This is a genomic window from Roseicyclus marinus, from assembly GCF_036322625.1.
GTDB classification, from domain to species: Bacteria; Pseudomonadota; Alphaproteobacteria; order Rhodobacterales; family Rhodobacteraceae; genus Roseicyclus; species Roseicyclus marinus_A.
Window position 1 is genome coordinate 2685331 of record NZ_AP027266.1, and the last position, 25474, is coordinate 2710804.

Below are 25474 nucleotides of genomic sequence, written 5' to 3' on the forward strand. Positions count from 1 at the left end.
GGCGCCCGTTTCACCGGCGGCAGATCCGCACGGGAATCGCCAAAAGCGGCTGGCTCCCGGATGTAGGCTCAAGGTTTTTGCATGCGTATGCAAGAAAAAAGTTGCGCGCCCCGCGGCGCTCGGCCAAGGCTGCGCGGACAGGACCCGACAGCCAAAGGAAAGACACCCGTGTTGTCAGATGGATTTGCCCCCGACGCCTCGCCCGACAGCGCGACCCGAACCGCCTTCAAGAGCCAGCTGGACGCGCTGGCCGAAGCCTCTCCGGCCAAGATGGCCGAGGCTTTGGCCCGGATGGCGCGGCCCGATGCGCAGTGGCGGGTGGCCCATCCGATGAACGAGATGGCGGGCAATGCGGCGGCGCTGGCCGGTGTCTGGTGGCCGCTCAAGACCGCCCTGCCCGACCTGGAGCGCCGCGACCTGATCCTGGTCGGCGGCTGCTATCTCGGGCGGCGCTACTTTGCCGCGATGGGCCATTATTGCGGCACGATGCGGGGCGATTGGCTGGGCATCCCCGCCACCGGCAAGACCGTGACGCTGCGCTATGGCGAGGTCTGGCAGATCGACGAGGCGGGACAGGTGGTGCAGGCCAACCTGTTGTGGGATGTGCTCGACCTGATGCGGCAGGCGGGGCTGTGGCCCCTTGCCCCCTCGCTCGGGGTCGAGGAGCCGTGGCAGGGACCGATCACGGCCGATGGCGTCAGGCTGGACCCCTCGGACCCTGTGCTGGGACGTGACAGCCTCGAACAGACGCTGGCGATGCACAAGACGCTGGCCGAATTCGACGACCGGGGCCGGCTGTCGCGCGAGGCGCTGATCGCCATGCCCCAGCGCGAGCATTGGCACCCAAAGATGATGTGGTACGGGCCGGCAGGCATCGGCACGACGCGGGGGCTCGACGGGTTCGTCGATGGTCATCAAATGCCGTTCCGCGTGGCCTTTCACCGGCCGCAGGGCACGTTCGAAGAGGTGACCGCCGAACGCGCCCGCCATGGCGCGGGCCATTACATCCGCATCGGCGACGGGCCCTATTCGGTCACGGGCGGCTGGCCCTCGGTCTATGCGATGCATATGGGCGGGGGCTTTTGCGGGATGCCGCCCACGGGCAAGCCGGTCTTCATGCGGGTGATGGATTTCTACCTGCACCACGAAGGGCTGATCCGCGAGAACTGGGTGCCGCTCGACATGCTGGACCTGTTTCGCCAGATGGGTGTCGACGTGATGGCGCGCGCGCTCGGACCACATGGGGCCAAGCCCCCGCGCTGAGGGCCGGGCCCCACAGCGCGGCGCGGCGGCAGAGGGTCAGACGACCGTCACCGAAAGCTCGCCCAAACCTTCGATCCGGGCCTCCATCCGGTCGCCGCGCTGGACCGGGCCGACGCCTGCGGGCGTGCCCGCCATGATCACGTCGCCCGCCGCCAGTTCGAAATACTGCGAGAGATAGGAAATCATCTCTGGAACCTTCCAGATCATCTGGTTCAGGTCGCCAGATTGCCTGAGCTCGCCATTCACGTGCAGCGTGATCTCGCCCCGACCCAGATGCCCGGTCTGCGCGACCGGATGCAGGGGGCCGACCGGGCCGGACCGTTCCACGGCCTTGCCGATCTCCCACGGGCGCCCGAGCTTTTTCGCCTCGCCTTGCAGGTCGCGCCGCGTCATGTCGAGACAGATGCCATAGCCCCAGACATGATCGAGCGCGGTCTCGATCGGGATGTCGGTGCCGCCCGATTTGAGCGCGACGAGCAGCTCGACCTCGTGATGCACGTCCTGCGAGCGCGCGGGATAGGGAAAAAGGCCCGACGGATCGAGATTGTCGGGGTTCTTCTGGAAGAAGAAGGGCGGTTCGCGGTCGGGGTCATGGCCCATCTCGACCGCATGGGCGGCAAAGTTGCGCCCGATGCAATAGACCCGCCGCACCGGGAAGGCACCGCCGCCTTGGGTCGGGATCATGGGCACCTGCGGGGCGGGGATGACGGGATCGGACATGGCCTGCTTCCTTGCTCCTTGACTTGCGCCGCCGGGCGTTCGCGCCGGGTCACCTGTGGCGGTCTTGCCCCCTGTCATTCGTCGATTGCGGGACGGATCGCAACAGCATGCACGCGCGCGGCGCGCCGGCAAAACTAAGGTTGGCCCCGCGATCTTACGATAGATCGCGCTCGTTCCGGTTTTTGGGCATGATTCGCCGGATAGCGGAGTGATCGCGCATGGCGGTTTGGCAGGGTCTCAAGGGATGGGTGAGCGCGCTTTCGGGCGATCACGCCGGCAAGGCCGCCGAGACGGCCATGCCGCCCGAGACCCGTGACGCCCCGCCATCCGATCTGCGCGCGGCTGCGGCGCATCTTCTGGGGGCGGAGGTCTGCGCCCGCAAGATCCTCATGGTGGCCGATCCCTCCTGCCAGGTGCTCGAACATGCGGGCTGGCTCGACGAGCATACAGGCGGGGTCGAGATGTGCAGCGGCCTGGGCGATGCGGGGCAGCGCGCAGGGCATCTGGTCGAGGACAAGATCGTGCTGGTCGGGATCGACTATTTCACGGACCTCGACGCGGCGATCACCGCATTGGCGCAGTTCCGGCAAGATGCGCCCGACCTGCCCGTCGTGATGGGCTCGGTCACCTTTTCGCGGCTGGACCTGTCGTGCGAACGGGCGCTGATCGCCGATGCGAGCATCCGGCTGCCCGTGACGCGCCCGCAGCTTGCCATGGCGCTGGCTGCGGCGCTGAGCAACCACCGCCACATGCGCGTGCAGCTTTTGGACCGCGCGGATCAGGGCAGCAGGATTGCGGGCGGGCCACAAAACGACCCGCTCGCGCCGGTGCGGCTCTCGACCTGACGGCCCTCAGATCAGCATGCGTTCGCGGGCGATGATGCAGGCATGGGCGCGGTTGCGCGCGGCCAGCTTCATGCAGATGTTGCGCATGATCATCTTCACCTGCGTCTCGGTATTCGCGATCTCGCGGGCGATTTCCTTGTTGGTCTCGCCATCGGCGGCAAGGCGCAGCACATGGATCTCGCGATCAGACAGCGGCGGGCGCTTGTCGTCCACCTGAACCGCGGCCGACGGCTCGGCATGGGGGATGAAGGTCTGCCCGGTCGCGATCAGCCGCAGGGCGATCTCGAGCGACTTGAGCGGCAGGGTCTTGGGAATGAAGCCCTTCACCCCGAGCGTGATGGCATCGTCGAGGAACTGGCGGTCGACCTGACCGGCAAAAAGCACAACCTTGCCGTCGCCGGCCTTGGCGATCACCTCGGTGATGCTGGCCAGGCCATGCATGCCGGGCATGCGCAGGTCGAGCATGATGACGTCGTATTGCGCAAGGCTCAGCTCGTCGAGCGTGCCTTGAAGCGTGAAGGTGATGGAGACTTCGAAAGCAGAGGTACGGGACAGGCTTTCGGAAATGGCTTGCGCAAGCAGCGCGTGATCATCAGCGATCAGGATTTTCATGGAGTCGCTCCAACTTGGGTGCCCTCAAAACACGCGAGCTGGCTAGTACGAACACAACGTAAGTTGAGTCTACGACAGGTGGTCGCAGAATTCGAGACAGTCCTACTAAAAAAACATTGGACCGACAAAAAGATCGCCTTTTTTGTCGAAAGCAAGCTTTTGCCCTGCGCGCGGCCCGGCCGAACGGGTCGGAATCCGATTTGCAACGCCAATACATGGGCTTGCATCGGGTCCTTCGGCCCATGCCGCACGGACCCCTAAGTTTCGTTTTCAGAGCCAAAATTGAAGACTGGACTATAGTTGCGCCTTGCAAGTATGGTGATGGCCAGCACGCGGACGAACGCCGAAGGTCAGCCAAAGGTGCGGGCGTCGCCCCGAAGGACGGGCCGACTTCGACAGCATCCGGGCGGGAATACGGCACCACACCGCGCGCGCCGTACCGTGGCATGATCAGGGCTCAGCCGTTTCGCCAGATCCGCGCCCCTCGGGGCATGGTTCCGATCGGGTGATGTGATCGGGTGTTGTGATTAGGGGCAGTGTTGGCCCCAAGCTGCGCGCAGCCGGGGCAGGACCATGCCCGGGCCGTCGCTGTACCGTATCCCTTGGTCCGGGCCGTATGCCCAATCGGGACGACATGGCGGGTTTTTCCCGCCCGCCCATGTGCTTTCGTGCAGGTTTCTTTGCCCATCGGTTCGGGTTCGTTCAGGGATCACCGGCTCGTGGCCGCACCGACAGAAGCGCCGACCCAAAAGATTTCCCCTCCGTGGCAACTGGCCATGGCGACCATTGCCGTCCTGATCGCGGCCGTGATCTCGATCCTTGCGGCGGGACGGCTCGAACAGCGGCGCGACATTGCCTATCTCGACGCGCTGCTGCACGCCGAGGCGGGGCTCGTCGACAGGCAGTTGAGCGCCTATGGCGCCGCACTTCTGACGATCGCGCGGTCCGATGGGCTGGCCCGCGGCACAGATATCGCGGAGATCCGCCGCGAGGCGGAACGGGTGGGCGACCTGTTCGGGGGCTGGTTCGTCCTGTCCTTGTCCGGGCCATCGCTCGAGATCGTCATGCAGACCCGGACGGACGGGCCACTTCCCGACGCCATTCCCCGCAGCGATGCGCGGCAGATCGTGGCGGCGGAACGCGAGGCTGCCTTGACTAGGCGTCCGGCGGTGTCGGATGCCTTCATGGGGCAGGTTGCGGGCGAATACGTCTTCACGCTGGCGGCGGCCGTCCCTGCGGCAAGCCCCTACATGCGGGGGCGATATCTCTACATGTCCTTCGACACGGGGCACCTGTCGCGTCTTCTGGCCGAAGAGGGTCTACCACAGGGCCATGTCTCGGCCATCGTGGATGGATCGCAGCGCATCATCGCGCATTCGGACAACATCGAGCGCTACAGAATGGCCCCCTTGCCCACCGGGTTCCTGGATGCGGCACAAGGGGACGGCGCGACCGTTCTGATCGGTGCCGAACTCGACCCCGGGGAGGGTCGCCGGATCGTCGCCATGCAGCGGCTCACCTTGGCCCCCAACTGGACCCTGCTGGTATCGGCCCCCTATCGCCCCGTTTTCCTGCTGGGATTGAGCAGCATCTGGCCGGTTCTGTCGGTGCTTGCGACGATCCTGCTCCTGGTCGGTGCCGACACGATCCGCGCGCGTTACGTGATGCAGCGCGTGGCGCGCAAGGCCGCCGAGGCACAGGCCGACGAGACATCCCGGCTGGTCGAGGCGTTGCGCGTGGCCCAGACCCGGCAGAAAAAGCTGATCGGGGTCATCGGTCATGAATTGCGCACGCCGCTTGTCGCGCAACTGGCGCTGCTCGACATGCTGACCACCGGCGATCCCATCTCGGACGGGGGCGAGCTGATCGACCGGGCCCGGCGCGATGCCCATGACATGCTCGCCCTGCTCGAAGACCTGCTCGATATCGCGCGGATCGGTACGGGCGAGGTGCGCCTGAACTGGAGCCCGCTCAATCCCGCGCGCCTCGTGCATGACGCCGCCGAAATCCTGCGCCCCATCGCCGCGCGCAATGGCAACAGGATCAACGTGGCGGTGGGGGGCGAGATCGGGATGGTTCTTGGCGATGCGGCAGCGCTGCGCCGGATCTTGCTGAATTTCGGAACCAATGCCGCCAAATTCACCCAGGACGGAAAGATCACGCTGGCGCTGGTGTCCCGGCCGCTGCCGGGGAACCGGGTCGAACTGACGCTGTCGGTCACCGATACGGGCATCGGCATATCCGCCGAGGATCAAGAAAGCCTGTTCGAGGAATTCGCACGGCTCGACAGCGCGCGCACGCTCGATCCCGGTGGCACCGGTCTTGGGCTAGCCATCTGCCGGGGGCTTGCCGAGGCGATGGGCGGCGGGGTCGAGGTGGACAGCGCGCCGGGCGTCGGGTCCACCTTTCGCGCCAAGGTCATCTTGCCCCGGACGACGGGGGCAGCCCTTGGGCAACCGGTCACGACAGCCACGGATCTGGGCGGGCTGCGCATCCTGCTGGCCGAGGACCAGGAGATCATCCGCCGCGTGACCGCCCGGGACCTCGAGATGCGCGGCGCGCAGATCGTGGCGGTGGCGGACGGACGGGAAGCCGTGGCCGAAGCCGAGCACGCGCGGTTCGACCTGATCCTGATGGACCTGCGCATGCCGGGGCTCGACGGGGCAAGCGCGGCACGCATGATCCGCGACGGGGATGGCCCGAATGCCAGGACCCCGATCCTCGGCGTGACGGCCGAGCAAAATCCCGAAAGCTCCGCACTGGTGGTGGCGGGGGTGCTGACCGCCTGCCTGACGAAACCGGTCGATGCCGCCGCCCTGCCCGGCTACCTCGGACCGGGGCAGGCGACGGGGGCGGCACCGATGGATCATCGCCCCTCGGGTGAGGCGCTCATCGATGTCGAAGCCGTGGACTGGCTTGCCGAGAACCCGGATTTCGCGATCGAACTGTTCGGCAACCTGAACGCCGAGACCGAAACGGTGCTGTCCAACGTGTCGAGCGCCCGGACCACGGATGAATTCGCCGCCATGTCCGAAGAGGTGCATCGCCTGTCCGGTCTGGCGAAAGTCTGTGGTGCGACCGCATTGGGCGAAGTGCTCGACCAGATCGACCGCGCGGCACGGGCAGGCGACAGGGCCGCCGTCGCAGAGGGAACCGCGCTGGCGCGCAGCCTTGCGTCGCGGACCCGCGCGGCGCTGGCGGCACGGGTCGATCCCGGCGCCTGCTGACACGCTCCCGCATCGCCCGCGGGACATTTGATCGTGGGATCGGAACATCCAAGGTCGGGGAAGCCGGCGGCGGGCTGGCGCGGACAGCGCGCCTACGCGCGGATCGTGGCAAACCAAAACTTAAGATTTAATGTTATCCTTAAGTTTTTTTTACATCCATGGCGCGTTCTTTATATCTATAATTAACTCTTTTGGCGCGGCGCGACCCGTTCGCTCCGCCACGTCATGCGCGCGGGAACCAAGTTCCGGAGGGGTCCGCAGATGCAGCATTCTGGGCGGAGATGCGTTCCGTGACCGCAGAAACCCTCGATACGCAGCACGGCCGGGAGAGCGGGGTCGCCGATCTGTTTCAAGATCTTCCCGTGGCCGCCGCCCTGCACGACCTGCGCGATCCCGCCGGGGCGCTGGAGGTGAATGCACGCTTCACCGCGACATTCGGCTATCGCGCCAGTGAGCTGGGAAACCTGACTGGCTGGGCAAAGACCGCCTATCCCGACGAGGCCGAGCGCAAGGGCGCGCTCGACCGGATCCTTGCAAGCGTCGAGGCGCACCGGCGCACGGGTCGGGTGCCCCCCCCGTCAGAGCATCGCGTCACCGACAAATGGGGGCGCAGCCGCACGATCCTGTTGGGCGCAGCCGCCCATGGGCCATTCGCGCTCTTCACCTTTCAGGACATAACCGAACCGCGCAGGGCCGCCGAGGCGCGCAAGATCGCCGAGAGCAGCGCAGGTCATGCCACCCTGACCGGCAAGACCATATTGGGCGGGGCCTTTGCCATGCTGCAAGCCCCCGGTCAGGATATCGCGCGGTTCACCTATGTGAACGGCTCCTTCCTCGATCTGCTCGGCGTGGCGCGCAAGGGTGTTCTCGCCGAACCCTTGTCGGCCATGGCCAACTTCCCGGCGGAAGATCACGCCAGGTGGATGGCGCGAATCCGTGACGCGTTGCGCCGCAAGACGCCATTCGCCATGGAAACGCGGCTCGTCGCCCCGGGCGCGCCGCGCTGGGTCCGGGCCGAGGCGGTGCCGCGGGATCTGCCGGACGGATGGGTGATCTGGGAGGGCGTCGTGGTCGATGTCACGCGCCTCAAGACAGCGGAACAATGGCTCGAACGCGTTCTGGATGCGGCGGGCGGCTATGTCTGGAGCTACGACATCCCGGCGGGCCTTGCCGTGTTCAACGAAAGATGGGCGCGGGAAATGGGGCTCGAGCCGGTGCAAAGGTCGGACCAGTGGTGGCAGGCCACGCATCCCGAGGACCGGCCCATGCTTCAGGATGTCGTGGGGCGGCTGGTGGCGGGCGATCTGGCATCCTGCACGGTGACCTACCGCCGCCTGAACGCGCAGGGCGACTGGGTCTGGATCAAGATCTTCGTCGGCGTCAGCGCGCGCGATGCGGGAGGCAAGCCGCGCAGCCTCGCGGGGGTCAGTTTCGACGTGACCGAAGAGCAGGAGCGCTGGCTGACCACGCAAGACACGCTGACCGAGCTGCGCGAAAGCCTGGCCCGCGAACACCAACGCGCGGCGGTCGCCGAAGTGACCGGCGGGCTGGCCCACGAGATCAACAACCTCTTGGGCCTGGTGACATGGAACATCGAGCGTTTGACGGGCATGGATGCGGCAGACGGGGCGGTTGCCGATGGCCTTGTTCAGCTCCGTCGCGCCGTGGACATGACGCGGGACCTGATCGAGGCGCATCGTGACATGCCCCGCACCGACACATCCGACGAGGAACAGGATCTGGGCGCGCTGGTCGCCAAGGCCGTCGCGCTGATCGGCAAGCGGCGCACGAAATGCCACGATCTGCGGATCAAGATGCCGGACAATCCCGTGAAGGTCAGGGGCAACCCGACCCAGATCTTGCAGGTGGTCATGCAGCTTGCGCTGAATGCGCGCGATGCGGGCGTGCCGGAACGGCCCGCGAAGGTCGAGATTTCGGTCCTTGCGGCGGGAACGCCCCTGCCCGCGCGGCATCCCGATGCGGGCGCATTGGTCAGACCGGGCGTCGAGATGGCGCTGCTGCGGATCAGCGATACGGGGGTCGGCATCTCCCAAGATGTCCGCGCGCGGATGTTCCAGAACACCTTTGCAGCCGACGGCGCACGGGGCCTGAGCATGGGCATGGGCCTGCCGATCGTTGCGCGCATCCTGCGCTTCAACAGGGCGTCCCTTTGGATCGATACCGAGGAGGGTGCGGGGACGACCATGACCGTCGCATGGCCCGTCAACGCCCCCAAGGCAGACCCCGCCACGGCCAATCGCCCGCAGGCCGGTGCGGCACAGGAGGATGTCATCGAACCCAACCTGCTGGCCGGTGTCCGGGCGCTGGTGGTCGACGACATGCCCGATGTGGCGATGGCCCTGGCCGCGATGCTGGAGACGGCGGGGGCGGAAGCCTATTGCGAAACCGATGCGGTGCTGGCGCAAGAAGCCTTGTCCGAACGGGAGGCGGGGTGGTCCGTTCTTGTCACCGATCTTCAGATGCCGGGGGTGGATGGCCTGACGCTTGCGCGGCATGTCGCGGACCTGGACCCCGCGCCCCCTGTCGTTCTGGTCAGCGCGCGGACAGACAGGCTTGTCGCGGGGGAAGACATGCCGTTCGCCCGCGTCTTGTCAAAGCCGGTGTCGGGATCGCAGCTGGTCAGGGCCGTGCGGCAGGCCATCGACGCCCCCAAGCAACCGGCCCTTTCCGAGGAGTGATGGGCCTGCGCCATCATCGACCGGACGGCGGGGGCATTTTCCGGTCGCGCGTTGCGATAGGGCAGTGCACGCCTTGGGTCGGACGCTGTCCTGCGGAGGCACGGGACAGGTGAAGGCGATCGGGTCCGCATCCGCCCCGATTTCAGGGTCGCCGCCCTTCCCAATCGGGGGCGCGGAACGCGTCGACCAACATGTCGACGAGGCTGCGGATCCGGGGAACGATGTCGCGCTCGGGCAGAAACACGGCCTGGATCGCCGTGTCGTCGGAGGGCACGTGGTCGGGCAACAGTTCGACCAAGCGCCCTTCGCGGATCGCGGGCCGCGCGAGATGTTCGGCAACCCGCATCACGCCGACACCCGCAAGGCACATCTGGAACAGCGACATCCCCTGATTGCCCCGGAACCGGCTGCGGGCATGAAAGGACAGCTGCGTCCCGTCCTTGACGAAATTCCAGCGGTTGAGATGTTCGCGCGTGGCATCCCAGGCGATCATGGGCATCTGCCCAAGCGCGTCCAGCGTCATGGGCACCCCGTAACGATGCACGAGGGACGGTGCCGCGACGACCAAGCGGCTCAACCTGCACAGGCGGCGGTGACGCAGGGTTGAATCGGTCAATGGACCCATCCGGATCGCCACGTCGATCCCGTCGGCGATCAGGTCCTCGTGATCGTCGGTCAGCCGCAGATCGAGCGACAGGCCCGGATGGCGGGCGAGGAAGTCCGGGATCAAGGGCGTGACACGGTCAAGCCCGAAGGCGATGGGCGCGGACACGCGGAGCCGCCCGTCGAGCCAGGCCGCCTCCTGTTGCCAGGTCGCCTCGGCACGTTCCACCGTGTCGAGCGCATGTCGCGCCGCCTCGAGGAAGCGCTCGCCCGCAGGTGTCAGGCGCTGTCCACGCGTGGTGCGGTGCAAAAGCTTGGTCGCGAGCCGCGCTTCGAGCCGCTGGATCGTCTGGCTGACGAAGGGCTGGCTTGCCCCCAGCAGACGCGCAGCAGTGCTGAAGCCGCCGCTTTCCACCACCGCGCGGAACACCCGCATCTCGACAAGTCGATCGTCCCGCATTTATCCCCCATCGCAATAACAGTTATTGCCATATCAGAATTGCCGGTTCGGCGGCATGTTTCAATACTGCGCGCAGGGCGGTCGGGCCGCGCGGCAGGGAGGAGGCCGCAGCGCCCCCGCCCGCGTCACCGCATCCTGGGGGAGGAACAGACCCATGCTCGATCTCGGCAATCGCGTTTCCATCTACCAGCCCGAACAAGACGGGCTGATCTTTCCGGAACTGCCGGAATTCGCCACCGTCGAGGAGGAACGGCGCCACCGCAAGGAGCGACTGGTGGCCGCCTGCCGGGCCTTTGCGCTGCAGGGGTTCGACTACGGATTTGCGGGCCATCTGACGGTGCGCGACCCCGAACGGCCCGAGCTGTACTGGACCAACCCGATGTGCGTGCATTTCGACAAGGTGAAGATGTCGAACCTGATCCTCGTGGATCATGCAGGCCATGTGGTCGAGGGCACCCACGCGGTCAATCGCGCCGGGTTCATCCTGCATGCCAACGTGCACGAGGAACATCCCGACATCATCGCCATGTGCCATGCTCACACGGTCCATGGAACTGCCTGGTGCGCGACGGGACGGCCCATCGACCCGATCACGCAAGATGCCTGCGCCTTTTTCGAGGATCACGTGGTGATCGGTGAACAGGGCGGCGCGGTGGCGGTGGAAAACCATGCGGGATCGGACGTGGCCAAGGCGTTCAAGGGCGTGAAGGCCGCGCTGCATCAGAACCACGGCCTGTTGACCGCCAGCCGGCATTCCATCGAAAGTGCCGCCTTCTGGTTCATCGCGCTGGAACGGTGCTGCCAGCAGCAGCTGGCCATCGCCGCGTCGGGGATAGAGCCCATCCGCATTCCGGCCGACCGCGCCCGCTATTCGCGCGAGCATGTGGGCAGCGAGTATATCGGCTGGCTGCATTTCCAGACGATCTGGAACCAATTGGTGGTCGATCAACCCGACATGTTCGACTGAACCTTTGCGGTTGCAGCGACGAATGTTCTGGACAGGACGCGTCGCTGCACGGAACCTTTTTTCATCACCTTGCGGCATCCGCCCGGCCAGGCGGGTGCCCTTCAACTTTCAAGAAAGGGGGAAGGAAGCCATGTGTGAAGTCTTTGCCGGACAAGACCCCGAGCGGTACGCCCTGACCACGCGGCGGCTCAGGATCAACGGCCAGAGCACGAGCATCCGGCTGGAAAACGCGTTCTGGGATCTTCTGGACGAGATATCGGCCCGTGACGGGCTGAGCACGCCCGCCTTCATCTCGCAACTGCATTCCGAGGTGCTGATCTTGCGGGGCGAACCGCCGAATTTCACCTCCCTCTTGCGCACCGCCTGCCTTGTGTTCATGGCCTCGGGCACGCGCGAGCAAGCGGCCCGGATGGCCGCCGAATAGCGCGATACGCCGCATTCCGACCGGGTAGTATCCCGATACTACCCGCCCGCCACGACCCCCGGTCTATCCTTCTCCAACCCGCGACAACGGACAGGAGACAGGGTATTGGCCAAGGCAATCCACAGCATGATCCGCGTGCTGGACGAGGCGAGATCGATCGCCTTCTACCGCGAGGCTTTCGGGCTGAGCGTGGCGGATCGGCTCGACTTTCCCGATTTCACACTGGTGTACCTGTCGAACGCAGAGAGCGCGTTCGAGCTGGAACTGACCGTCAACAAGGGGCGGACGGAGCCCTATGAGCTTGGCGACGGCTATGGCCATTTCGCGGTCTCCGTCACCGATGCCGCCGCCGAACATGCCCGTTTCGAAGCCGCAGGCCTTGCGCCGCGCAAGCTGGTCGATTTCGCCCCGGCGGGCGAGGTGATCGCGCGCTTCTTCTTCGTCGCGGACCCGGACGGCTACCAGATCGAAGTTCTGCAAAGAGGTGGCCGGTTCCAGTGACCGGCCCGGCGCGGTGCGGGGAGGCACCGCCACATTTCAAGGGAGGAAGAGACATGAGCAAGCATGAGACCCCACGCGGTCTGACACGTCGCCAGCTTCTGGCACGTGCCAGCGCCGCGGGTGCCTTTGTGGTGGGGGCAGGCTTCATCGCCGCGCCCAATGCCGCCTGGGCGATCGAGACGACCCACCTGGACCCCGAAACCTTTGCCACGCTGGTGCAGATGGCGCGCGACATCTACCCGCACGACCACGTCGCCGACGAATATTACGTGGTCGCCGTGCGCGGCTATGACAGCGCGGAGCAGGCCGCGGCGATCACCGCCGGCATCGCGGCGCTGGATGCGGCCGCCCGTGGGCGCGGTTTTCCCAGCTATCTCGGCACCGGATGGGAACGCGACCGCGTCGATATCCTGCGCGCCATGGAGGACAGCCCCTTCTTCCAGCAGATCCGCGGCGGATTGGTGACCGGCCTCTACAACCAGAAAGAGGTCTGGCCGCTCTTCGGCTACGAGGGCGAAAGCTACAGCCAGGGTGGATATCTCTACCGTGGCTTCGACGACATCACCTGGCTGTGATCTGAAAGGGAGGACACACCATGGCAGCTCCATTCGACCTCAACGACGACGGCGTGGTCGTCATCATCGGCACGGGCGCAGGCGGCGGCGTGCTGGCCAACGAACTGGCCCAGCGTGGCGTCAGCGTCGTGGCGCTGGAAGCCGGCGGGCGCTACCTGCCCGAGGATTACATCAACGACGAATGGGAAAGTTTCGGGCAGCTCGCCTGGACCGACCCGCGCACCACATCCGGCGACTGGCGGGTCGCGCGGGATTTCTCGGGTCTTCCGGCCTGGATCGTGAAGGCCGTGGGCGGCACCACGACCCATTGGGCCGGTGCCTCGATCCGCTTCCAGGCGCATGAATGGAAGGCCGCGACGACCTATGGCCGCGTTCAGGGGGCGAACCTGCTCGACTGGCCGATCGACGAAGCCGAGATGGCGCCGTGGTACGAGCTTGCCGAAACCAAGCTGGGCGTGACCCGCACCGGCGGCCGCGCGGGCCTGCCCGGCAACAACAACTACAAGGTCTTCGAAGCGGGCGCCCGCGCGCTGGGGTACGAAGAGGTGCATACCGGGCGCATGGCGATCAACTCGGCCGACAATGACGGGCGTCCGGCCTGCCAGCAGACGGGCTTTTGCTTCCAGGGCTGCAAATGGGGCGCCAAATGGTCGGCGGCCTATACCGACATCCCGAGGGGCGAGGCGACCGGCAACCTCGAGGTGCGCGAGAACGCCCATGTCGCGCGCATCCTGCACGATGACCGCGGTCTGGTGACGGGGGTCGAATATTTCGACCGGGACGGCAATCTGCAGTTCCAGCGGGCGCGCATCGTGGCCGTTGCGGGCAATTCCTTCGAAAGCCCGCGGCTCCTGCTCAATTCGGCCTCGTCGATGTTCCCCGACGGGCTCGCCAATTCCTCGGGCCAGGTGGGGCGCAACTACATGCGCCATGTCACGGGCTCGGTCTATGGCGTGTTCGACCAACCGGTGAAGATGTGGCGCGGCACGACCATGGCGGGCATCATCCAGGACGAGGCGCGCCACGATCCGTCGCGCGGCTTCGTCGCGGGCTACGAGTTGGAAACGCTGTCGCTCGGCCTGCCCTTCATGGCGGCCTTCCTCGATCCCGGCGGCTGGGGGCGCGAGTTCACCTCGGCGCTCGACAGCTACGAGAACATGGCGGGCATGTGGATCGTGGGCGAGGACATGCCGCAGGAAACCAACCGCGTCACGTTGAACCACGATGTCGTGGACCGGTTCGGCCTGCCGGTGGCGAACGTGCATTTCGACGATCACCCCAATGATGTCGCGATGCGCAACCACGCCTATGCCCGGGGCCAGGCGATCTACGAGGCGGTGGGCGCGACCCGCACCTTCCCGACGCCGCCCTACCCGTCGACGCACAACCTCGGCACCAACCGGATGTCCGAGAATGCGCGTGACGGCGTGGTCAACCGCTGGGGACAGACGCATGACATCGCGAACCTGTTCATCTCGGACGGCTCGCAATTCACGACCGGCGCGGCGGAAAATCCGACGCTGACCATCGTGGCGCTGGCGATCCGTCAGGCAGACCATATCGCGCGGCAGATGTCGGCGGGAACTCTCTGATCCCGGCCGAAGCTCGGGCATCCGCTGGTGCCCGAGGCCAAGACCAACTGGCAAAGCCGCGTCCCCCGGGGCGCGGCTTTCCTGTTCACATAGGCCGAGCCGACCGCGCCGGCGACCCCGACGACGGCCGCGCTGGCCGCGATGGGGATTGATCGCTCCGGGGCAAGCCGCCCTCGCATCCCCGCGAGGCCGGGGTCTTGTGACCCACGACCGACCGTCCGCCATTCCGTGCCAAGCGGCAGCGGCCAAGGGCCGCGCCTAATGGGCGTAATCGGGGCTTTCGGCGTCCAGAACCATGCGCATGCCGCGCATGAAATCGGCCTCGGCCTGTGGATCGCCCTCTTGCTGGCGGGCGGTCAGTTCGGCCACCTCGGGCGAGAGTTCGCGCAAGGGACGACCCGTCGCCAGAGCGAGGACATAGGTGCGCGCCGCCCGCTCGAAATAATACATCCGCATGAAGGTTTCGGCGACGGTCTCCCCGATCACCAGCACCCCGTGATTGCCCATCACCATGGTGCGGATCGAGGGGTCCTGGAACATGCGCGCGCAGCGCGTCCCCTCCTCCTCCATCGCGAGGCCGCCATAGTCTTCGTCGATCACGATGCGGTTGAAAAACATCGCCGTGCTTTGGTCGATGGGCGGCAAGCGGCTGTCGGCAAGGCTGGCCAGCACGGTGGCATAGGTGGAATGCACATGCATGGCACAGCGCGCATGCGGCACATGGCGGTGCAGGCTGGCATGCAAGCCCCATGCGGTGGGATCGGGCGCATCCTCCCCCCTGGCGCTATCGGGGTCGTTGGCGTCGATCACCCAAAGATCCGAGGCGCGGATACGGCTGAAATGCCGCCGGGGATTGATCAGGAATTGCGTCCCGTCCTCATTGACCGCCATGGAAAAGTGGTTGGCGACCCCCTCGTGCATGCCTTCCCGCGCGGTCAGCCGAAAGGCTGCTGCCAGATCGGCGCGGGTCTGGGCGTAATTCATCGGCGGCTCCTCTCCAATCCGCGCCGAGGCTAGCGGGCTGGTGCCGGTCCGTCCAGTTGCTTGCAGATGGCACATGAAGCGGTCTGGGGGGCTGGCAGACGGGTTCGATCCGGTCTTGGCACTTTCGGCGTGCAGCCGCCTCTGCCGCGCCACAAGAAAGGTGTGCGGGACAAAGCCACAGCGCCCCGTCCGGGACAGGGGGACCCTGCCCGAAGCTTGGCGCGAAACGACGCTTGCCCGAAGGCCTGCCGCGCCCCCCGAGGGGCCAGCGCCCAGGCTCGATGCGAAATCCGCAAAAGAACAAAGGATGAGGGTTGGTGGCGGAGGGAACGGGACTGGCGTCGAACCTTCTCTGGGGAGTTGGCATGGTTCAAGCACAAACGAAGAGCACTTTTCGCTGACCGCACCCGGTCGCCAAGATGGTGACCGGGTGCGACTAGGTTCAGGGCGCGCGCATCTCGGCGTATTGGCCAGCTGTCCGCAAGGTCAGCGTGACCGGCGCATCGGTCCTGTTGCGCCAGAACCAGCCATGGTTGCCGGTGAAGGCTGCCACCAGTTCGCCTGCCTGTTCAGGAACGGCGCGGCCTTGTTCGTAGCTGATGCTCTGTCCGCCGCCGTCGGCATGGGTGTCGTAGTTGACGACACCGCCGTTCGCGGTCCAGGCGAAACGGGCGACTTGGCCTCCCTCCATCACAAGCTTCACCTCGACCCCCTCGCCGGGGGCAAGAGTGTAGCTGACTTCGTCGCGCCACTCCGGGGCCGCAGGGGCGGCTTCGGTAGCCTCAGCTACCGCCGCTTCGACGGGGTCGGGGTCGGGAATCACGGCGACGGGGACTTCGGCGACCGGCGCGGGCTGCGGTGCCAGTTCGGGCGCAGGAGCCGGTTCTTCTGTGCCGACGGGGGCACCGATCACTGTGGCAAGGGCGGCAAGCTGGGCATCGATCCTGTCAAAGCGTTGCAAGACCTCCTCCGGCACCAAGGCGGCAGTCGGGATTGCGGGGGCCACGGCCGAAGCTACGGCCGCTTGTGCATCGGCCTCTGCCTCGGCGGAGAGTTGCTGCTTGATTTCGCCCATCTCGGTCAGGCCAGTCAGCCCGCCGACGCCGGTCGGGTCGATGCCGTATTCGGCAGGAAGCCAGAAGAGGACGAGGATTGCCCCGGCCGCCCCGGCTGCAAACAGGGTGGACCGGATCAGCCCGCCGGGGGTGGCGGGCACCGACTGGACGTTTGTTGCCAGCGTCCGTGGTTCCGCCCGCAGGGGGGCTTTCGGTGTATCAAAACGGTTGGTCATGGGTCAGCCCTCCTTTCAGGCGACAAAATAACCGGTGATCTGCAAGCCCATCAGGGCAAAGCCAGCCACCATCATCAGGACATTCGCGGCATAAGCCTGCCGGGCAAAGGCAGGTCGCGCCCGCCAGTGCGTCATCGCGGTCAGGATCAGGGCGAGTGCCATCAACTGGCCAAGTTCGACACCGACGTTGAACGCAATGAGGTTGCCGAGAAGGCCATCAGGCGAGATGTCATAGTCTTGAATCTTGGTGGCCAGACCAAAGCCATGCAGCAGTCCGAAGATCAGCGTCGCAGCCTTGGTATCCGGCTGCACCCCGAACCACAGCCGGAACGCGCCGAGGTTGTCGAGCGCCTTGTAAACCACCGAAAACGCGATGATCGCATCGATGATGTAGGCGTTGATCGAGATGGACCACCAGACACCCGCGATCATCGTGACCGAGTGGCCGATGGCAAAGATGCTGACGTAGGTGGCGATGTCCTTCGACCGGTAAAGGAAGAACACCACCCCCGCGAGGAACAGGAGGTGATCGTAACCCGTCACCATATGCTTGGCGCCGAGGTAGATGAAGGCGATGGGGCGAAAGCCCGTCACCTCTTGCACATAGCCTGCGTCGCCTTCGGTGACATTATGGGCAAGGGCCGCGCCTGCCAGAAGCAGGGAGGCAAGAAGTGTGCAGAGCGCAGCAAAGGCTGGCCATGGTACAGGGGGACGCAGAAGCGCCCGGGAATTGGGTGTCATATCGTTGATCCTGACTGATGAAACGGTCTGACCGCCTGCTGACGCAGGCGGCGGCTCAGATGATCATCAGGCGCGGTGGCCGTCGCGGGCCCTCGCGGATCGTGCTAGCGGCGACCATGCCGTCCGGTCGAAGAATGCGCGTTGGTGGCGCATGGAACGTGGCCCCATGAGGGGCAAGAACGACCGCGCTGACATGATCATGGTCACCGGAATCATGGTGGCCGCTTGGCATGTCATGGGAATGGCCGTGCTCGGAATGATAAGTGCGGTGGTCAGCCTCGGCCGCCATCGCGCCGGGGCCATGCTTGACGGCCTCGATGGCAGGCGCGGCGGCCAGCGATAGCGCCATCACAATAGACGCACACAGCGACCAAAACCTGCCCCACCCTGCAAAGCGCCTTTTCATGGCCTTATCCTTCAGGGATGCACTCCCCTGTTCCTTGCTTGCCTCATCCCCCTAGGGGGGATAGGCTCGATATATGTCAGAACCTCATGTCCACGCAAGTCACACCGCCATCGCCACCCGGCTGAAGCGCGCCGAGGGGCATCTGCGCCGCGTCATCGGCATGATCGAGGAGGGGCGGCCTTGCGTCGATCTGGCCACCCAGCTGCACGCCGTTGAACGCGCGGTGGCCGAGGCGAAGCGGGCATTGATCCACGACCACATTGACCACTGCGTCACGGCCGGGGGCGATCACGATCTGGCCGAGATCAAAGCCCTGACCAAGCTGCTGTAAGATGCTGAACACGCTGCGCAACCGCACTTTCCGACACCTGTTCGCAGCACAGCTTGTCGCGCTGGTCGGCACGGGGCTTACCACTGTGGCGCTTGGCCTTCTGGCCTGGCAACTCGCTGGGGCGGATGCCGGGCTGGTGCTCGGCACGGCGCTGGCGATCAAGATGATTGCCTATGTCACTCTGGCCCCGGTCACCGCCGCATTGGCCGAACGGCTGCCGCGCCGGGCGTTTCTGTTGGCGCTGGACCTGATCCGCGCAGGCGTCGTGCTGTTCCTGCCGTTTGTCACCGAGGTCTGGCAGGTCTACGTCCTGATATTTGTGCTGCAAGCGGCTTCGGCCGGGTTCACCCCGGCGTTTCAGGCCACCATCCCCGACGTGCTGCCGGGCGAGCGCGACTATACCAACGCGCTGTCTCTGATGCGACTGACCGAGGATCTGGAGCAGTTGCTTTCGCCAATTCTGGCCGCTGCCCTGCTGACGGTGGTCAGCTTTCCGGTGCTGTTCGGGGGCACGGTCGCGGGATTTGTGCTGTCTGCACTGCTGGTGGTTACGGTTGCCCTGCCGATGCGCGCACCGGCAGAGGAAGAGCAGTTCTGGGCCAGCACGACCAAGGGCATCCGCATTTATCTGGCCACGCCGCGCCTGCGGGGGCTGATGGTCATGGAACTGGCGGTCGCGGCGGCAGGCGCAATGATCTACGTGAACACGGTTGTTCTGGTGCAGGCACGGTTTGGTCTGGGCGGATCGCAGGTGGCGCTGGCCTTTGCGGCCTTTGGCGCGGGGTCGATGTTGGCGGCAGTCCTGCTGCCGCGCCTGCTGGACCATCTGGCGGACCGCCCGGTGATGCTGGGTGGGGCCGGGCTGATGGTGGCCGGGGTGGCGATGACACCGCTGATGCCGGGGCTGGTCGCCCTGATGGCCTTGTGGGCGGTGATCGGTTTTGGCTTTTCGCTGACGCAAACCCCCATCGGGCGCATCCTGAACCGCTCTGCCCGCCCCGAAGACAGACCCGCCGTCTTTGCAGCACAGTTCGCGCTGTCGCACGCCTGCTGGCTGATCACCTATCCGTTGGCAGGCTGGCTTGGGTCGGCGTTCGGTTTGGCGCAGGCCGCACTCGGGCTTGCGGCTGTCGGCATCGTTGCCATGCTCGCCGTTTTGCGGCTTTGGCCCGCCCATGACCCGGTGGAATTGGAGCACGACCACGCAGACCTTGCCCCCGATCACCCGCACCTGCGCGAGGGTCATGACGGAACACACCGACATCCCGTCATGATAGATGCGCTGCACCCGCGCTGGCCGCGCCGGACCGCCTGACTGGACCCGCACCCAAGACTTCAGGCGGTGCGCGGTGCAAACAGGATGATCGCCGCCCCGATCAGACAGACCGTGGCCCCGGTGACATCCCAGCCATCCGGGCGCTGGCCCTCGATTGCCCAAAGCCATACCAGGGACGCGGCGATATAGGCGCCGCCATAGGCCGCGAAGGCCCTTCCGGCAGCATCGGTCGGGGCGAGTGTGAGCAGCAAGGCAAAGGCACCAAGGGAGACGAGACCGGGAACAAGCCACAACGCCGAGGCCCCAAGCCGCATCCAGGCCCAGACGGCAAAGCACCCGGCGATCTCGGCCAGTGCGGCAAGGGCATACAGCGCCACGGTCGAGGCGGAACTCATCCGGTGACCTCGCTCAGGTGTCCGGCATGGTCCGCGTGGCACTTTGCATGATCACCCAAAACCTCGATCACACGGCAATCGGCAATCACGCCCCCCGCGCATTGGACCAGCATCCGCTCCAATTCGGCCTTGAGCGCCACGAGCCGCGCGATGCGCGCCTCGACCGCTGCAAGCTGCGCCGAGGCGATGGCATCGGCGGCCGCACAAGACTGGTCTGGCCGGTCCGACAGGCTAAGGAGGTCGCGGATGGCATCAAGCGGGAACCCAAGTTCGCGGGCATGGCGGATGAAGGTCAGCCGCTCTTGCGCCTTTTGGCCGTAAAGCCGTTGATTGCCTGCACTGCGTTCGGCCTCGGGCAGAAGGCCAATCTCTTCATAGTAGCGGATGGTCGGCACTTTGACCCCGGCGGCATCGCTCAGTTTTCCGATGGTGAGCATGGTTTATCCTTGCACCTCTAGTTACTAGAGAGATTACAGAGGAACCTGAACAGTTGCAACCGGTGCCAAGACTCCGGTGGGAAAGGTCTGAAATGGCACAGAAATCAGAGGCCGAATCGCAGGAGTGGGTCGTCACCGGGATGGACTGCGCATCCTGCGCCGTCAAGATCAGGACGGCAGTAGAGCGGCTTCCGGGGGTCAGCGACGTCAACGTGGCGGTCATGGCGGAAAAGCTGACTCTGAAGCTGGAGCCGGGCACCACGCCGCGCGACAAGATCGAGGCGGCGGTGACGAAGCTGGGCTTTGGCATCGGGGCCACCAAGGCCAAAAAAGCCAAGGCCTTCGTGATGCCCGGTACGCTGGACGCCGGGAAAGACGATGGCCACGTTGGATCTGATCACGCGGATCATGCCGGACATGACCACGACACTTCGTCCAACACGATGGCCAAGGCCGCCGCAGCGTCCTTCGAAGATGAGGATGGACATGGCGCGCCCGGCCACGTCCACAACGACCCCGCCGACCGGGGCAAGCGCTGGTTTGAAACCGGCAAAGGCCGCCTGGTCATCGGTACCGGCCTTTTGCTGGCCACCGCCTGGGCGGTCAAGTTGCTTGCGTCCGAAGACATCGCCAACTGGGCCTTCATCGCCGCCTGCCTGATCGGTGTGGCACCGGTGGCGCGGCGGGCGTTTTCGGCGCTGCAAGCCGGAATGCCTTTCACCATTGAAATGCTGATGACCATCGCCGCCGTCGGTGCCCTGTTCATTGGGGCAGCGGAAGAGGCGGCGCTCGTCGTGTTCCTGTTCGCCGTGGGCGAGGTGCTGGAAGGCGTGGCCGCAAACAAGGCGCGCGACGGAATCCGGGCGCTGGCAAACCTGATCCCCAAGACTGCGCTGGTTGAGGAGAACGGCGCAACACGCGAGGTGGCCGCCGACACGCTGCGCATCGGCCAGATGGTGCTGGTGCGCCCCGGCGACCGGGTTCCGGCCGATGGCGAGATCGTCGAGGGCACGTCGGGCGTCGATGACAGCCCGGTGACTGGCGAAAGCATGCCCGTGACCAAGGGGCCGGGCGATGCAGTGTTTGCAGGCTCGATCAACACCGAGGCCGCCTTGCGCGTGCAGGTCACCAAGGCCGCCGAGGACAACACGATCGCGCGGATCATCAAGCTGGTGGAAGAGGCCGAAACCTCTCGCGCGCCGACCGAACGTTTTATCGACAAATTCAGCCGCATCTACATGCCCGCCATCGTCGGCGTTTCGCTGCTCGTCGTGCTGGTGCCGCCGCTGGCCTTTGATCAGGCCTGGGATACCTGGATCTATCGCGGTCTGGCCCTGCTGCTGATCGGCTGCCCTTGCGCGCTGGTCATCTCGGTTCCCGCCTCCATCGCCTCGTCGCTGTCGGCAGGGGCGCGGCGCGGGCTGTTGATGAAGGGGGGTGCCGTGATCGAGGCGACTGCGAAGGTGACGAAAGTGGCCTTCGACAAGACCGGCACGCTGACCCATGGCCGCCCCGTGGTCACCGACGTCATCGCCTTCGACGGTGTGACCGAGGCTGAACTGCTGGCGGTCGCTGCCGGGGTCGAGAACGGCTCAAGCCACCCGTTGGCCATAGCCATCCTGAACCGCGCCAAGGAAGCGGGCATCGCCGCCCTGCCGTCGCGCGAAGCGAAGGCGATCATCGGCAAGGGCGTAGAGGCCATTGTCGGCGATGCGAAAGCCTGGGTCGCCTCGCCCCGCCATGCCGCCGACGCGGGGGCGCTGGACGGGCTTGGCCTGCGGCGGACAACGCAGTTGGAAGAAGAGGGCAAGACGGCAGTGGTGATCTACCGCGAGCGTCGTGGCCTTGGGATCATCGCCATGCGCGACGAGCCGCGCACCGATGCGGTCAAAGCGGTGCAGCAGTTGAAGGCGCTTGGCGTCGGGTCGGTGATCCTGACCGGTGACAACGAACGCACGGCGGCGGCCATCGCGGGCGGCATGGGCATGGAGTTCCGCGCCGACATGATGCCCGAGGACAAGCTGAACTTCATCAAGACGATGGCCGAGGGCGGCGGCGTGATGATGATCGGTGACGGCATCAATGATGCGCCCGCTCTGAAACAGGCAAGCGTCGGCGTGGCGATGGGGTCGGGCACCGATGTGGCGCTGGAAACGGCCGATGCCGCGATCTTGCGCGACAAGGTGACGGACGTGCCCGGGCTGATCCGGCTGAGCCGCGCCACCATGGCCAACATCCGCCAGAACGTGACCATCGCCCTAGGGCTGAAGGCCGTGTTCCTGGTGACGACGGTGTTTGGTATGACCGGCCTCTGGATCGCCATTCTGGCCGATACCGGTGCGACGGTGCTGGTCACGCTGAACGCGCTGCGTCTGCTGCGGTTCAACCCGGACCGCGAGGCATAGGGCGATGATCTCGGGTTTCGGCTGGGCCGCACTGGCCGTTCTGTTTGGCTATCTGGCGTTGTTCTTTTGGGGTAGCGCCCTTGTGGCCCAAGCCGCAGGTCGGCCCGTTTGGTTGTTTGCGCGGGCCAAAGGGCGTGACCGGCTTGCCGCCACCGGCTTTCGCGCGGCCTTTGCACTCGCCTTCTTCGGGCCGCTTCTCTGGCTGGCCGTGCCAAAGCTGCACAAGGTCGATCCGCTCTGGACGGAAGGAAATGCCATAGTACTGGGCCTGATCGGCATCTTCATCGCGGGCCTCGGTGCGATGGTCGCCTTTGCCGCGCAGATGTCGATGGGCTCCTCGTGGCGCGTCGGTGTGGTGGGCGGTGAGACCGGCGATCTCGTCTCGGGCGGGCTTTACCGCTTCAGCCGCAACCCGACCTTTGTTGGTCAGGCGGCGCTGCTGGCAGGTGTAGCGCTGGCGGTTCCCGCTGTTCCGACGGTCCTGGCCCCGATCCTGTTTCTTTGGTCCGCCATCACGCAAGTCCGCTCGGAAGAGGCTGCCCTGCGCGCGTCAATTGGGCCGGATTACGACCGCTACACCGCATCGGTCCCGCGCTGGATCGGCATCAATCGCAAGGCTGCGCGATGACTCGCACTATGCTCATTTCCCTGATCGCCGCCACAGTGTTGGCGGACCAATTGACCAAGGCCGCGGCGCTGTCGCTGCTGTCGCTGGGGACTGCGGTCCCAGTCCTTCCGAGCTTCAACTTCTCCCTCGGGTTCAACGAGGGCGCGAGCTTTGGCATGATGGGCGGGATCATGGCGGGCAAGCCGCTTCTGATGGCGGCGCTGACGGGCGCGCTGACCCTTGCCTTCGCTGTCATGGCGTTTCGGGCGCAGCACGCGCTGGAACGGGCAGGTTTTGCGTTGGTCGTGGGCGGGGCGCTTGGCAACATCATCGACAGGGTGCGGCAGGGTGCCGTGACCGATTTCCTTGATTTTTACTGGCGCGATTGGCACTGGCCTACGTTCAACATCGCCGATATTGCGATCACTCTGGGCGCGGTACTGATCCTTGCTGCCTCTCTCCCCCTTCGTCGCCGCAAGGAGCCGCTTCTTGACCAAAACTGACCCGCAAACCCTGTCGCGCGACGACCTTGCCCTGACGGCCGCCTTCCTGATTGCGCTGGCGGCCACGCTTGGTGCGCTCTTCATCGGTGAGGTGCTGGGGCAGATGCCCTGCACGCTCTGCTGGTATCAGCGCATCGCCATGTTCCCCTTGGTGCCTATCCTTGGCCTGTCACTCTGGCGCGGCGATGGCATGGCGCGCGCCTACGCCTTGCCGCTGGTCCTGTCCGGGCTGGCGCTGGCGGCCTGGCATTCCGGCCTTTACGCAGGATTCTTGCCTGCGCCGATCGTGCCCTGCACCGAGAATGGCCCCTCCTGTACCGGCGAGGCGCAGATGATTCTTGGCCTGCCGATCCCCTATCTTTCCGTGGTCGCCTTCGCGGCGATCCTTACCTGTCTCCTCTTGCCGAAAGGACAACGCCCATGAACCGCCGCACTCTTCTGATCGGGGCCTCTGCACTCGGGCTTGCCGCCTTCGCAGGCGGCGCCATCGTCCTGAACCGTCGCCGCGCGGCCGAGGCAGAGGCGGTGGCCGCCGCCACGCCAACTGAGGATCAGGCGCTTTTGGTCCGGGAGTACTCCCCGAGCTTTGGCCCCGCCGACGCGCCGGTCACGCTGGTCGAGTTCTTCGATCCCTCCTGCGAGGCCTGCCGTGCCTACCACCCGGTGGTGCAGGAAATCCGGCGGCAGTTTCCGACGCAGGTCCGCGTCGTGCTCCGCTACACCGTCTTCCATGAAGGCTCGGACGAGGCTGTGCGCATCCTCGAGGCTGCGCGGATGCAGGACAAGTTCGAGCCGGTGCTGGACGCGCTTCTGGAACAACAGCCCGGCTGGGCCGTTCATGGCTCGCCCGAGATGGATGTCGCCTGGGAAATCGCTGGGTCCGCAGGTCTTGATCTGGAGAAGGCGGAGACGGACCAGTTCTTCCCAGGGATCACTGGTATCCTGAATCAGGATGCGGCCGACGTGGAAGCCCTGGGCATCCGGCAGACACCGACCTTCTTCCTGAACGGCAAACGGTTGGAGAACTTCAGCGCCGACAGCCTGATCGCCGATGTTCGGTTCGCGGTCGAGAATAGCTGACGGCGCTCAGGACCGGTTGGCGAAGGCCGAAAACAGGGCCAGTGTCCGTTCGCTGACATGGTGCTCGATGCCTTCGGCATCGCGTTCCGCTGTCTCGGGGTCAAGGCCGAGGCTGATGAGAAAGCGCAGGACAATCTCGTGCCGCCGCCGGCACTCTTTGGCCAGCGCGCGGCCCGCCTCTGTTAGAAAGACCGACCGATACTTCGCGCGGGTGATCAGCCCCTCGCGCGCGAGACGGTCGAGGGTCTTGCTCACGGTCGGCACCTTCACGCCAAGCCGTGCGGCGATGTCCACCGGGCGCGCCTCGCCCTGATCGTGGATCAGTTCGGCGATCAGTTCGACATAGTCCTCGGCCAGTTCGTTACGCCGTGCCTCGCGCACACCCTGAAACGCCCCGGCGCGCAGGTCCGCAGGCCGGTCATCCGAGGGGGCTTGGGGTGCAGGATCGAACTCTGTCATCCATTCAGTGTCGCACAGGGTGGATTGACAAGTAAAGGTGTGGGGCAGAATGTTAGCAGTGTCTAACTTTA

At 65.7% G+C, this 25474-nt stretch carries 26 protein-coding genes; 16 read left to right on the plus strand and 10 right to left on the minus strand.

The window, feature by feature from the left end; genetic code table 11:
• Positions 1-168 precede the first annotated feature (168 nt).
• Complete coding sequence (locus AABA51_RS12860) at positions 169-1263, plus strand: ester cyclase (protein WP_338272320.1); 1095 nt, start codon at positions 169-171, stop codon at positions 1261-1263.
• A 36-nt stretch (positions 1264-1299) separates the two neighbouring features.
• Here the strand turns inward: AABA51_RS12860 and AABA51_RS12865 are convergent, their stop codons facing one another.
• Entirely contained in the window at positions 1300-1983 is a 684-nt protein-coding gene (locus AABA51_RS12865; protein ID WP_425328811.1) for a fumarylacetoacetate hydrolase family protein, read from the minus strand.
• A gap of 218 nt (positions 1984-2201) precedes the next feature.
• Here AABA51_RS12865 and AABA51_RS12870 point away from each other — a divergent pair, with 218 nt between their 5' ends.
• Positions 2202-2828 carry a hypothetical protein gene (locus AABA51_RS12870; RefSeq protein WP_338272321.1) on the plus strand — a complete coding sequence of 209 codons (627 nt, stop codon included), beginning with the start codon at positions 2202-2204 and terminating at the stop codon, positions 2826-2828.
• A 6-nt stretch (positions 2829-2834) separates the two neighbouring features.
• Here the strand turns inward: AABA51_RS12870 and AABA51_RS12875 are convergent, their stop codons facing one another.
• Positions 2835-3440 carry a response regulator gene (locus AABA51_RS12875; protein WP_338272322.1) on the minus strand — a complete coding sequence of 202 codons (606 nt, stop codon included), beginning with the start codon at positions 3438-3440 and terminating at the stop codon, positions 2835-2837.
• A 776-nt stretch (positions 3441-4216) separates the two neighbouring features.
• Here AABA51_RS12875 and AABA51_RS12880 point away from each other — a divergent pair.
• Together AABA51_RS12880 and AABA51_RS12885 are read left to right on the plus strand one after the other, a co-directional pair.
• Positions 4217-6667 carry a hybrid sensor histidine kinase/response regulator gene (locus AABA51_RS12880; protein ID WP_338272323.1) on the plus strand — a complete coding sequence of 817 codons (2451 nt, stop codon included), beginning with the start codon at positions 4217-4219 and terminating at the stop codon, positions 6665-6667.
• 290 nt (positions 6668-6957) lie between these two features.
• The gene (locus AABA51_RS12885) at positions 6958-9366 is read left to right on the plus strand and encodes a hybrid sensor histidine kinase/response regulator (protein WP_338272324.1); all 2409 of its coding nucleotides are present in this window, start codon (positions 6958-6960) and stop codon (positions 9364-9366) included.
• 142 nt (positions 9367-9508) lie between these two features.
• Here the strand turns inward: AABA51_RS12885 and AABA51_RS12890 are convergent, their stop codons facing one another.
• Entirely contained in the window at positions 9509-10429 is a 921-nt protein-coding gene (locus AABA51_RS12890) for a LysR family transcriptional regulator (protein ID WP_338272325.1), read from the minus strand.
• 154 nt (positions 10430-10583) lie between these two features.
• On the opposite strand from AABA51_RS12890, the gene AABA51_RS12895 reads away from it, so the two are divergent.
• The 5 genes from AABA51_RS12895 to AABA51_RS12915 all read left to right on the plus strand — a co-directional run bounded on the left by AABA51_RS12895 (position 10584) and on the right by AABA51_RS12915 (position 14488).
• Positions 10584-11396: a class II aldolase/adducin family protein gene (locus tag AABA51_RS12895; protein WP_338272326.1), complete on the plus strand. Its 813-nt coding sequence runs from the start codon at positions 10584-10586 to the stop codon at positions 11394-11396.
• 130 nt (positions 11397-11526) lie between these two features.
• Positions 11527-11820 carry a ribbon-helix-helix domain-containing protein gene (locus tag AABA51_RS12900; RefSeq protein ID WP_338272327.1) on the plus strand — a complete coding sequence of 98 codons (294 nt, stop codon included), beginning with the start codon at positions 11527-11529 and terminating at the stop codon, positions 11818-11820.
• Positions 11821-11925: 105 nt separating this feature from the next.
• Positions 11926-12321 carry a VOC family protein gene (locus tag AABA51_RS12905; RefSeq protein WP_338272328.1) on the plus strand — a complete coding sequence of 132 codons (396 nt, stop codon included), beginning with the start codon at positions 11926-11928 and terminating at the stop codon, positions 12319-12321.
• A 53-nt stretch (positions 12322-12374) separates the two neighbouring features.
• Complete coding sequence (locus tag AABA51_RS12910) at positions 12375-12896, plus strand: Twin-arginine translocation pathway signal (protein ID WP_338272330.1); 522 nt, start codon at positions 12375-12377, stop codon at positions 12894-12896.
• A gap of 20 nt (positions 12897-12916) precedes the next feature.
• Positions 12917-14488: a GMC family oxidoreductase gene (locus tag AABA51_RS12915; RefSeq protein ID WP_338272331.1), complete on the plus strand. Its 1572-nt coding sequence runs from the start codon at positions 12917-12919 to the stop codon at positions 14486-14488.
• 258 nt (positions 14489-14746) lie between these two features.
• Here the strand turns inward: AABA51_RS12915 and AABA51_RS12920 are convergent, their stop codons facing one another.
• The 4 genes from AABA51_RS12920 to AABA51_RS12935 all read right to left on the minus strand — a co-directional run bounded on the left by AABA51_RS12920 (position 14747) and on the right by AABA51_RS12935 (position 17910).
• Positions 14747-15472 (minus strand): class II aldolase and adducin N-terminal domain-containing protein, encoded by a 726-nt coding sequence (locus AABA51_RS12920; RefSeq protein WP_338272332.1) that lies wholly within the window; start codon positions 15470-15472, stop codon positions 14747-14749.
• Positions 15473-15914: 442 nt separating this feature from the next.
• Positions 15915-16763: a hypothetical protein gene (locus AABA51_RS12925; RefSeq protein ID WP_338272333.1), complete on the minus strand. Its 849-nt coding sequence runs from the start codon at positions 16761-16763 to the stop codon at positions 15915-15917.
• Between the two features lie 15 nt (positions 16764-16778).
• A complete protein-coding gene (locus AABA51_RS12930) occupies positions 16779-17504 on the minus strand; it encodes a HupE/UreJ family protein (RefSeq protein WP_338272334.1) in 726 nt (241 codons plus the stop codon).
• 55 nt (positions 17505-17559) lie between these two features.
• The gene (locus tag AABA51_RS12935; RefSeq protein WP_338272335.1) at positions 17560-17910 is read right to left on the minus strand and encodes a hypothetical protein; all 351 of its coding nucleotides are present in this window, start codon (positions 17908-17910) and stop codon (positions 17560-17562) included.
• Between the two features lie 73 nt (positions 17911-17983).
• Here AABA51_RS12935 and AABA51_RS12940 point away from each other — a divergent pair, with 73 nt between their 5' ends.
• Positions 17984-18241, plus strand: a complete 258-nt coding sequence (locus AABA51_RS12940; protein ID WP_119136427.1) for a metal-sensing transcriptional repressor — start codon at positions 17984-17986, stop codon at positions 18239-18241.
• A 1-nt stretch (position 18242) separates the two neighbouring features.
• Positions 18243-19556, plus strand: a complete 1314-nt coding sequence (locus AABA51_RS12945; protein ID WP_338272338.1) for an MFS transporter — start codon at positions 18243-18245, stop codon at positions 19554-19556.
• A gap of 20 nt (positions 19557-19576) precedes the next feature.
• Here the strand turns inward: AABA51_RS12945 and AABA51_RS12950 are convergent, their stop codons facing one another.
• Both AABA51_RS12950 and AABA51_RS12955 read right to left on the minus strand, forming a co-directional pair.
• On the minus strand, positions 19577-19912 hold the full coding sequence (locus AABA51_RS12950; protein WP_338272340.1) for a YnfA family protein: 336 nt from the start codon (positions 19910-19912) through the stop codon (positions 19577-19579).
• A complete protein-coding gene (locus AABA51_RS12955) occupies positions 19909-20349 on the minus strand; it encodes a MerR family transcriptional regulator (protein WP_338272341.1) in 441 nt (146 codons plus the stop codon). The genes AABA51_RS12950 and AABA51_RS12955 overlap by 4 nt, the downstream gene beginning before the upstream one ends.
• A gap of 92 nt (positions 20350-20441) precedes the next feature.
• Between AABA51_RS12955 and AABA51_RS12960 the strand changes: the two genes are divergently transcribed.
• From AABA51_RS12960 to AABA51_RS12980, 5 genes are read left to right on the plus strand one after another with little or no spacing between them, the layout of a single operon-like run.
• Positions 20442-22754: a heavy metal translocating P-type ATPase gene (locus tag AABA51_RS12960; protein WP_338272344.1), complete on the plus strand. Its 2313-nt coding sequence runs from the start codon at positions 20442-20444 to the stop codon at positions 22752-22754.
• A 4-nt stretch (positions 22755-22758) separates the two neighbouring features.
• The gene (locus AABA51_RS12965) at positions 22759-23382 is read left to right on the plus strand and encodes a methyltransferase family protein (protein WP_338272346.1); all 624 of its coding nucleotides are present in this window, start codon (positions 22759-22761) and stop codon (positions 23380-23382) included.
• Between the two features lie 8 nt (positions 23383-23390).
• A complete protein-coding gene (lspA, locus tag AABA51_RS12970) occupies positions 23391-23864 on the plus strand; it encodes a signal peptidase II (protein ID WP_338272348.1) in 474 nt (157 codons plus the stop codon).
• Positions 23851-24288: a disulfide bond formation protein B gene (locus AABA51_RS12975; protein ID WP_425328812.1), complete on the plus strand. Its 438-nt coding sequence runs from the start codon at positions 23851-23853 to the stop codon at positions 24286-24288. The genes lspA and AABA51_RS12975 overlap by 14 nt, the downstream gene beginning before the upstream one ends.
• Positions 24285-24944: a DsbA family protein gene (locus AABA51_RS12980; RefSeq protein ID WP_338272350.1), complete on the plus strand. Its 660-nt coding sequence runs from the start codon at positions 24285-24287 to the stop codon at positions 24942-24944. Before AABA51_RS12975 ends, AABA51_RS12980 begins: the two co-directional genes overlap by 4 nt.
• A 6-nt stretch (positions 24945-24950) precedes the next feature.
• On the opposite strand, the gene mntR is transcribed toward AABA51_RS12980, so the two are convergent.
• On the minus strand, positions 24951-25403 hold the full coding sequence (gene mntR, locus AABA51_RS12985) for a manganese-binding transcriptional regulator MntR (protein WP_338272351.1): 453 nt from the start codon (positions 25401-25403) through the stop codon (positions 24951-24953).
• Positions 25404-25474: the final 71 nt, after the last annotated feature.

Coding starts and splice junctions, on each gene's coding strand:
- AABA51_RS12895 (WP_338272326.1), top strand. CDS start 10,584: ATGCTCGATCTCGGCAATCGCGTTTCCATCTACCAGCCCGAACAAGAC.
- AABA51_RS12910 (WP_338272330.1), top strand. CDS start 12,375: ATGAGCAAGCATGAGACCCCACGCGGTCTGACACGTCGCCAGCTTCTG.
- AABA51_RS12920 (WP_338272332.1), bottom strand. CDS start 15,472: ATGAATTACGCCCAGACCCGCGCCGATCTGGCAGCAGCCTTTCGGCTG.
- AABA51_RS12980 (WP_338272350.1), top strand. CDS start 24,285: ATGAACCGCCGCACTCTTCTGATCGGGGCCTCTGCACTCGGGCTTGCC.
- AABA51_RS12925 (WP_338272333.1), bottom strand. CDS start 16,763: ATGACCAACCGTTTTGATACACCGAAAGCCCCCCTGCGGGCGGAACCA.
- AABA51_RS12880 (WP_338272323.1), top strand. CDS start 4,217: ATGGCGACCATTGCCGTCCTGATCGCGGCCGTGATCTCGATCCTTGCG.
- AABA51_RS12960 (WP_338272344.1), top strand. CDS start 20,442: ATGGCACAGAAATCAGAGGCCGAATCGCAGGAGTGGGTCGTCACCGGG.
- AABA51_RS12945 (WP_338272338.1), top strand. CDS start 18,243: ATGCTGAACACGCTGCGCAACCGCACTTTCCGACACCTGTTCGCAGCA.
- AABA51_RS12930 (WP_338272334.1), bottom strand. CDS start 17,504: ATGACACCCAATTCCCGGGCGCTTCTGCGTCCCCCTGTACCATGGCCA.
- mntR (WP_338272351.1), bottom strand. CDS start 25,403: ATGACAGAGTTCGATCCTGCACCCCAAGCCCCCTCGGATGACCGGCCT.
- AABA51_RS12955 (WP_338272341.1), bottom strand. CDS start 20,349: ATGCTCACCATCGGAAAACTGAGCGATGCCGCCGGGGTCAAAGTGCCG.
- AABA51_RS12915 (WP_338272331.1), top strand. CDS start 12,917: ATGGCAGCTCCATTCGACCTCAACGACGACGGCGTGGTCGTCATCATC.
- lspA (WP_338272348.1), top strand. CDS start 23,391: ATGCTCATTTCCCTGATCGCCGCCACAGTGTTGGCGGACCAATTGACC.
- AABA51_RS12875 (WP_338272322.1), bottom strand. CDS start 3,440: ATGAAAATCCTGATCGCTGATGATCACGCGCTGCTTGCGCAAGCCATT.
- AABA51_RS12900 (WP_338272327.1), top strand. CDS start 11,527: ATGTGTGAAGTCTTTGCCGGACAAGACCCCGAGCGGTACGCCCTGACC.
- AABA51_RS12965 (WP_338272346.1), top strand. CDS start 22,759: ATGATCTCGGGTTTCGGCTGGGCCGCACTGGCCGTTCTGTTTGGCTAT.
- AABA51_RS12935 (WP_338272335.1), bottom strand. CDS start 17,910: ATGAAAAGGCGCTTTGCAGGGTGGGGCAGGTTTTGGTCGCTGTGTGCG.
- AABA51_RS12940 (WP_119136427.1), top strand. CDS start 17,984: ATGTCAGAACCTCATGTCCACGCAAGTCACACCGCCATCGCCACCCGG.
- AABA51_RS12865 (WP_425328811.1), bottom strand. CDS start 1,983: ATGTCCGATCCCGTCATCCCCGCCCCGCAGGTGCCCATGATCCCGACC.
- AABA51_RS12890 (WP_338272325.1), bottom strand. CDS start 10,429: ATGCGGGACGATCGACTTGTCGAGATGCGGGTGTTCCGCGCGGTGGTG.
- AABA51_RS12950 (WP_338272340.1), bottom strand. CDS start 19,912: ATGAGTTCCGCCTCGACCGTGGCGCTGTATGCCCTTGCCGCACTGGCC.
- AABA51_RS12870 (WP_338272321.1), top strand. CDS start 2,202: ATGGCGGTTTGGCAGGGTCTCAAGGGATGGGTGAGCGCGCTTTCGGGC.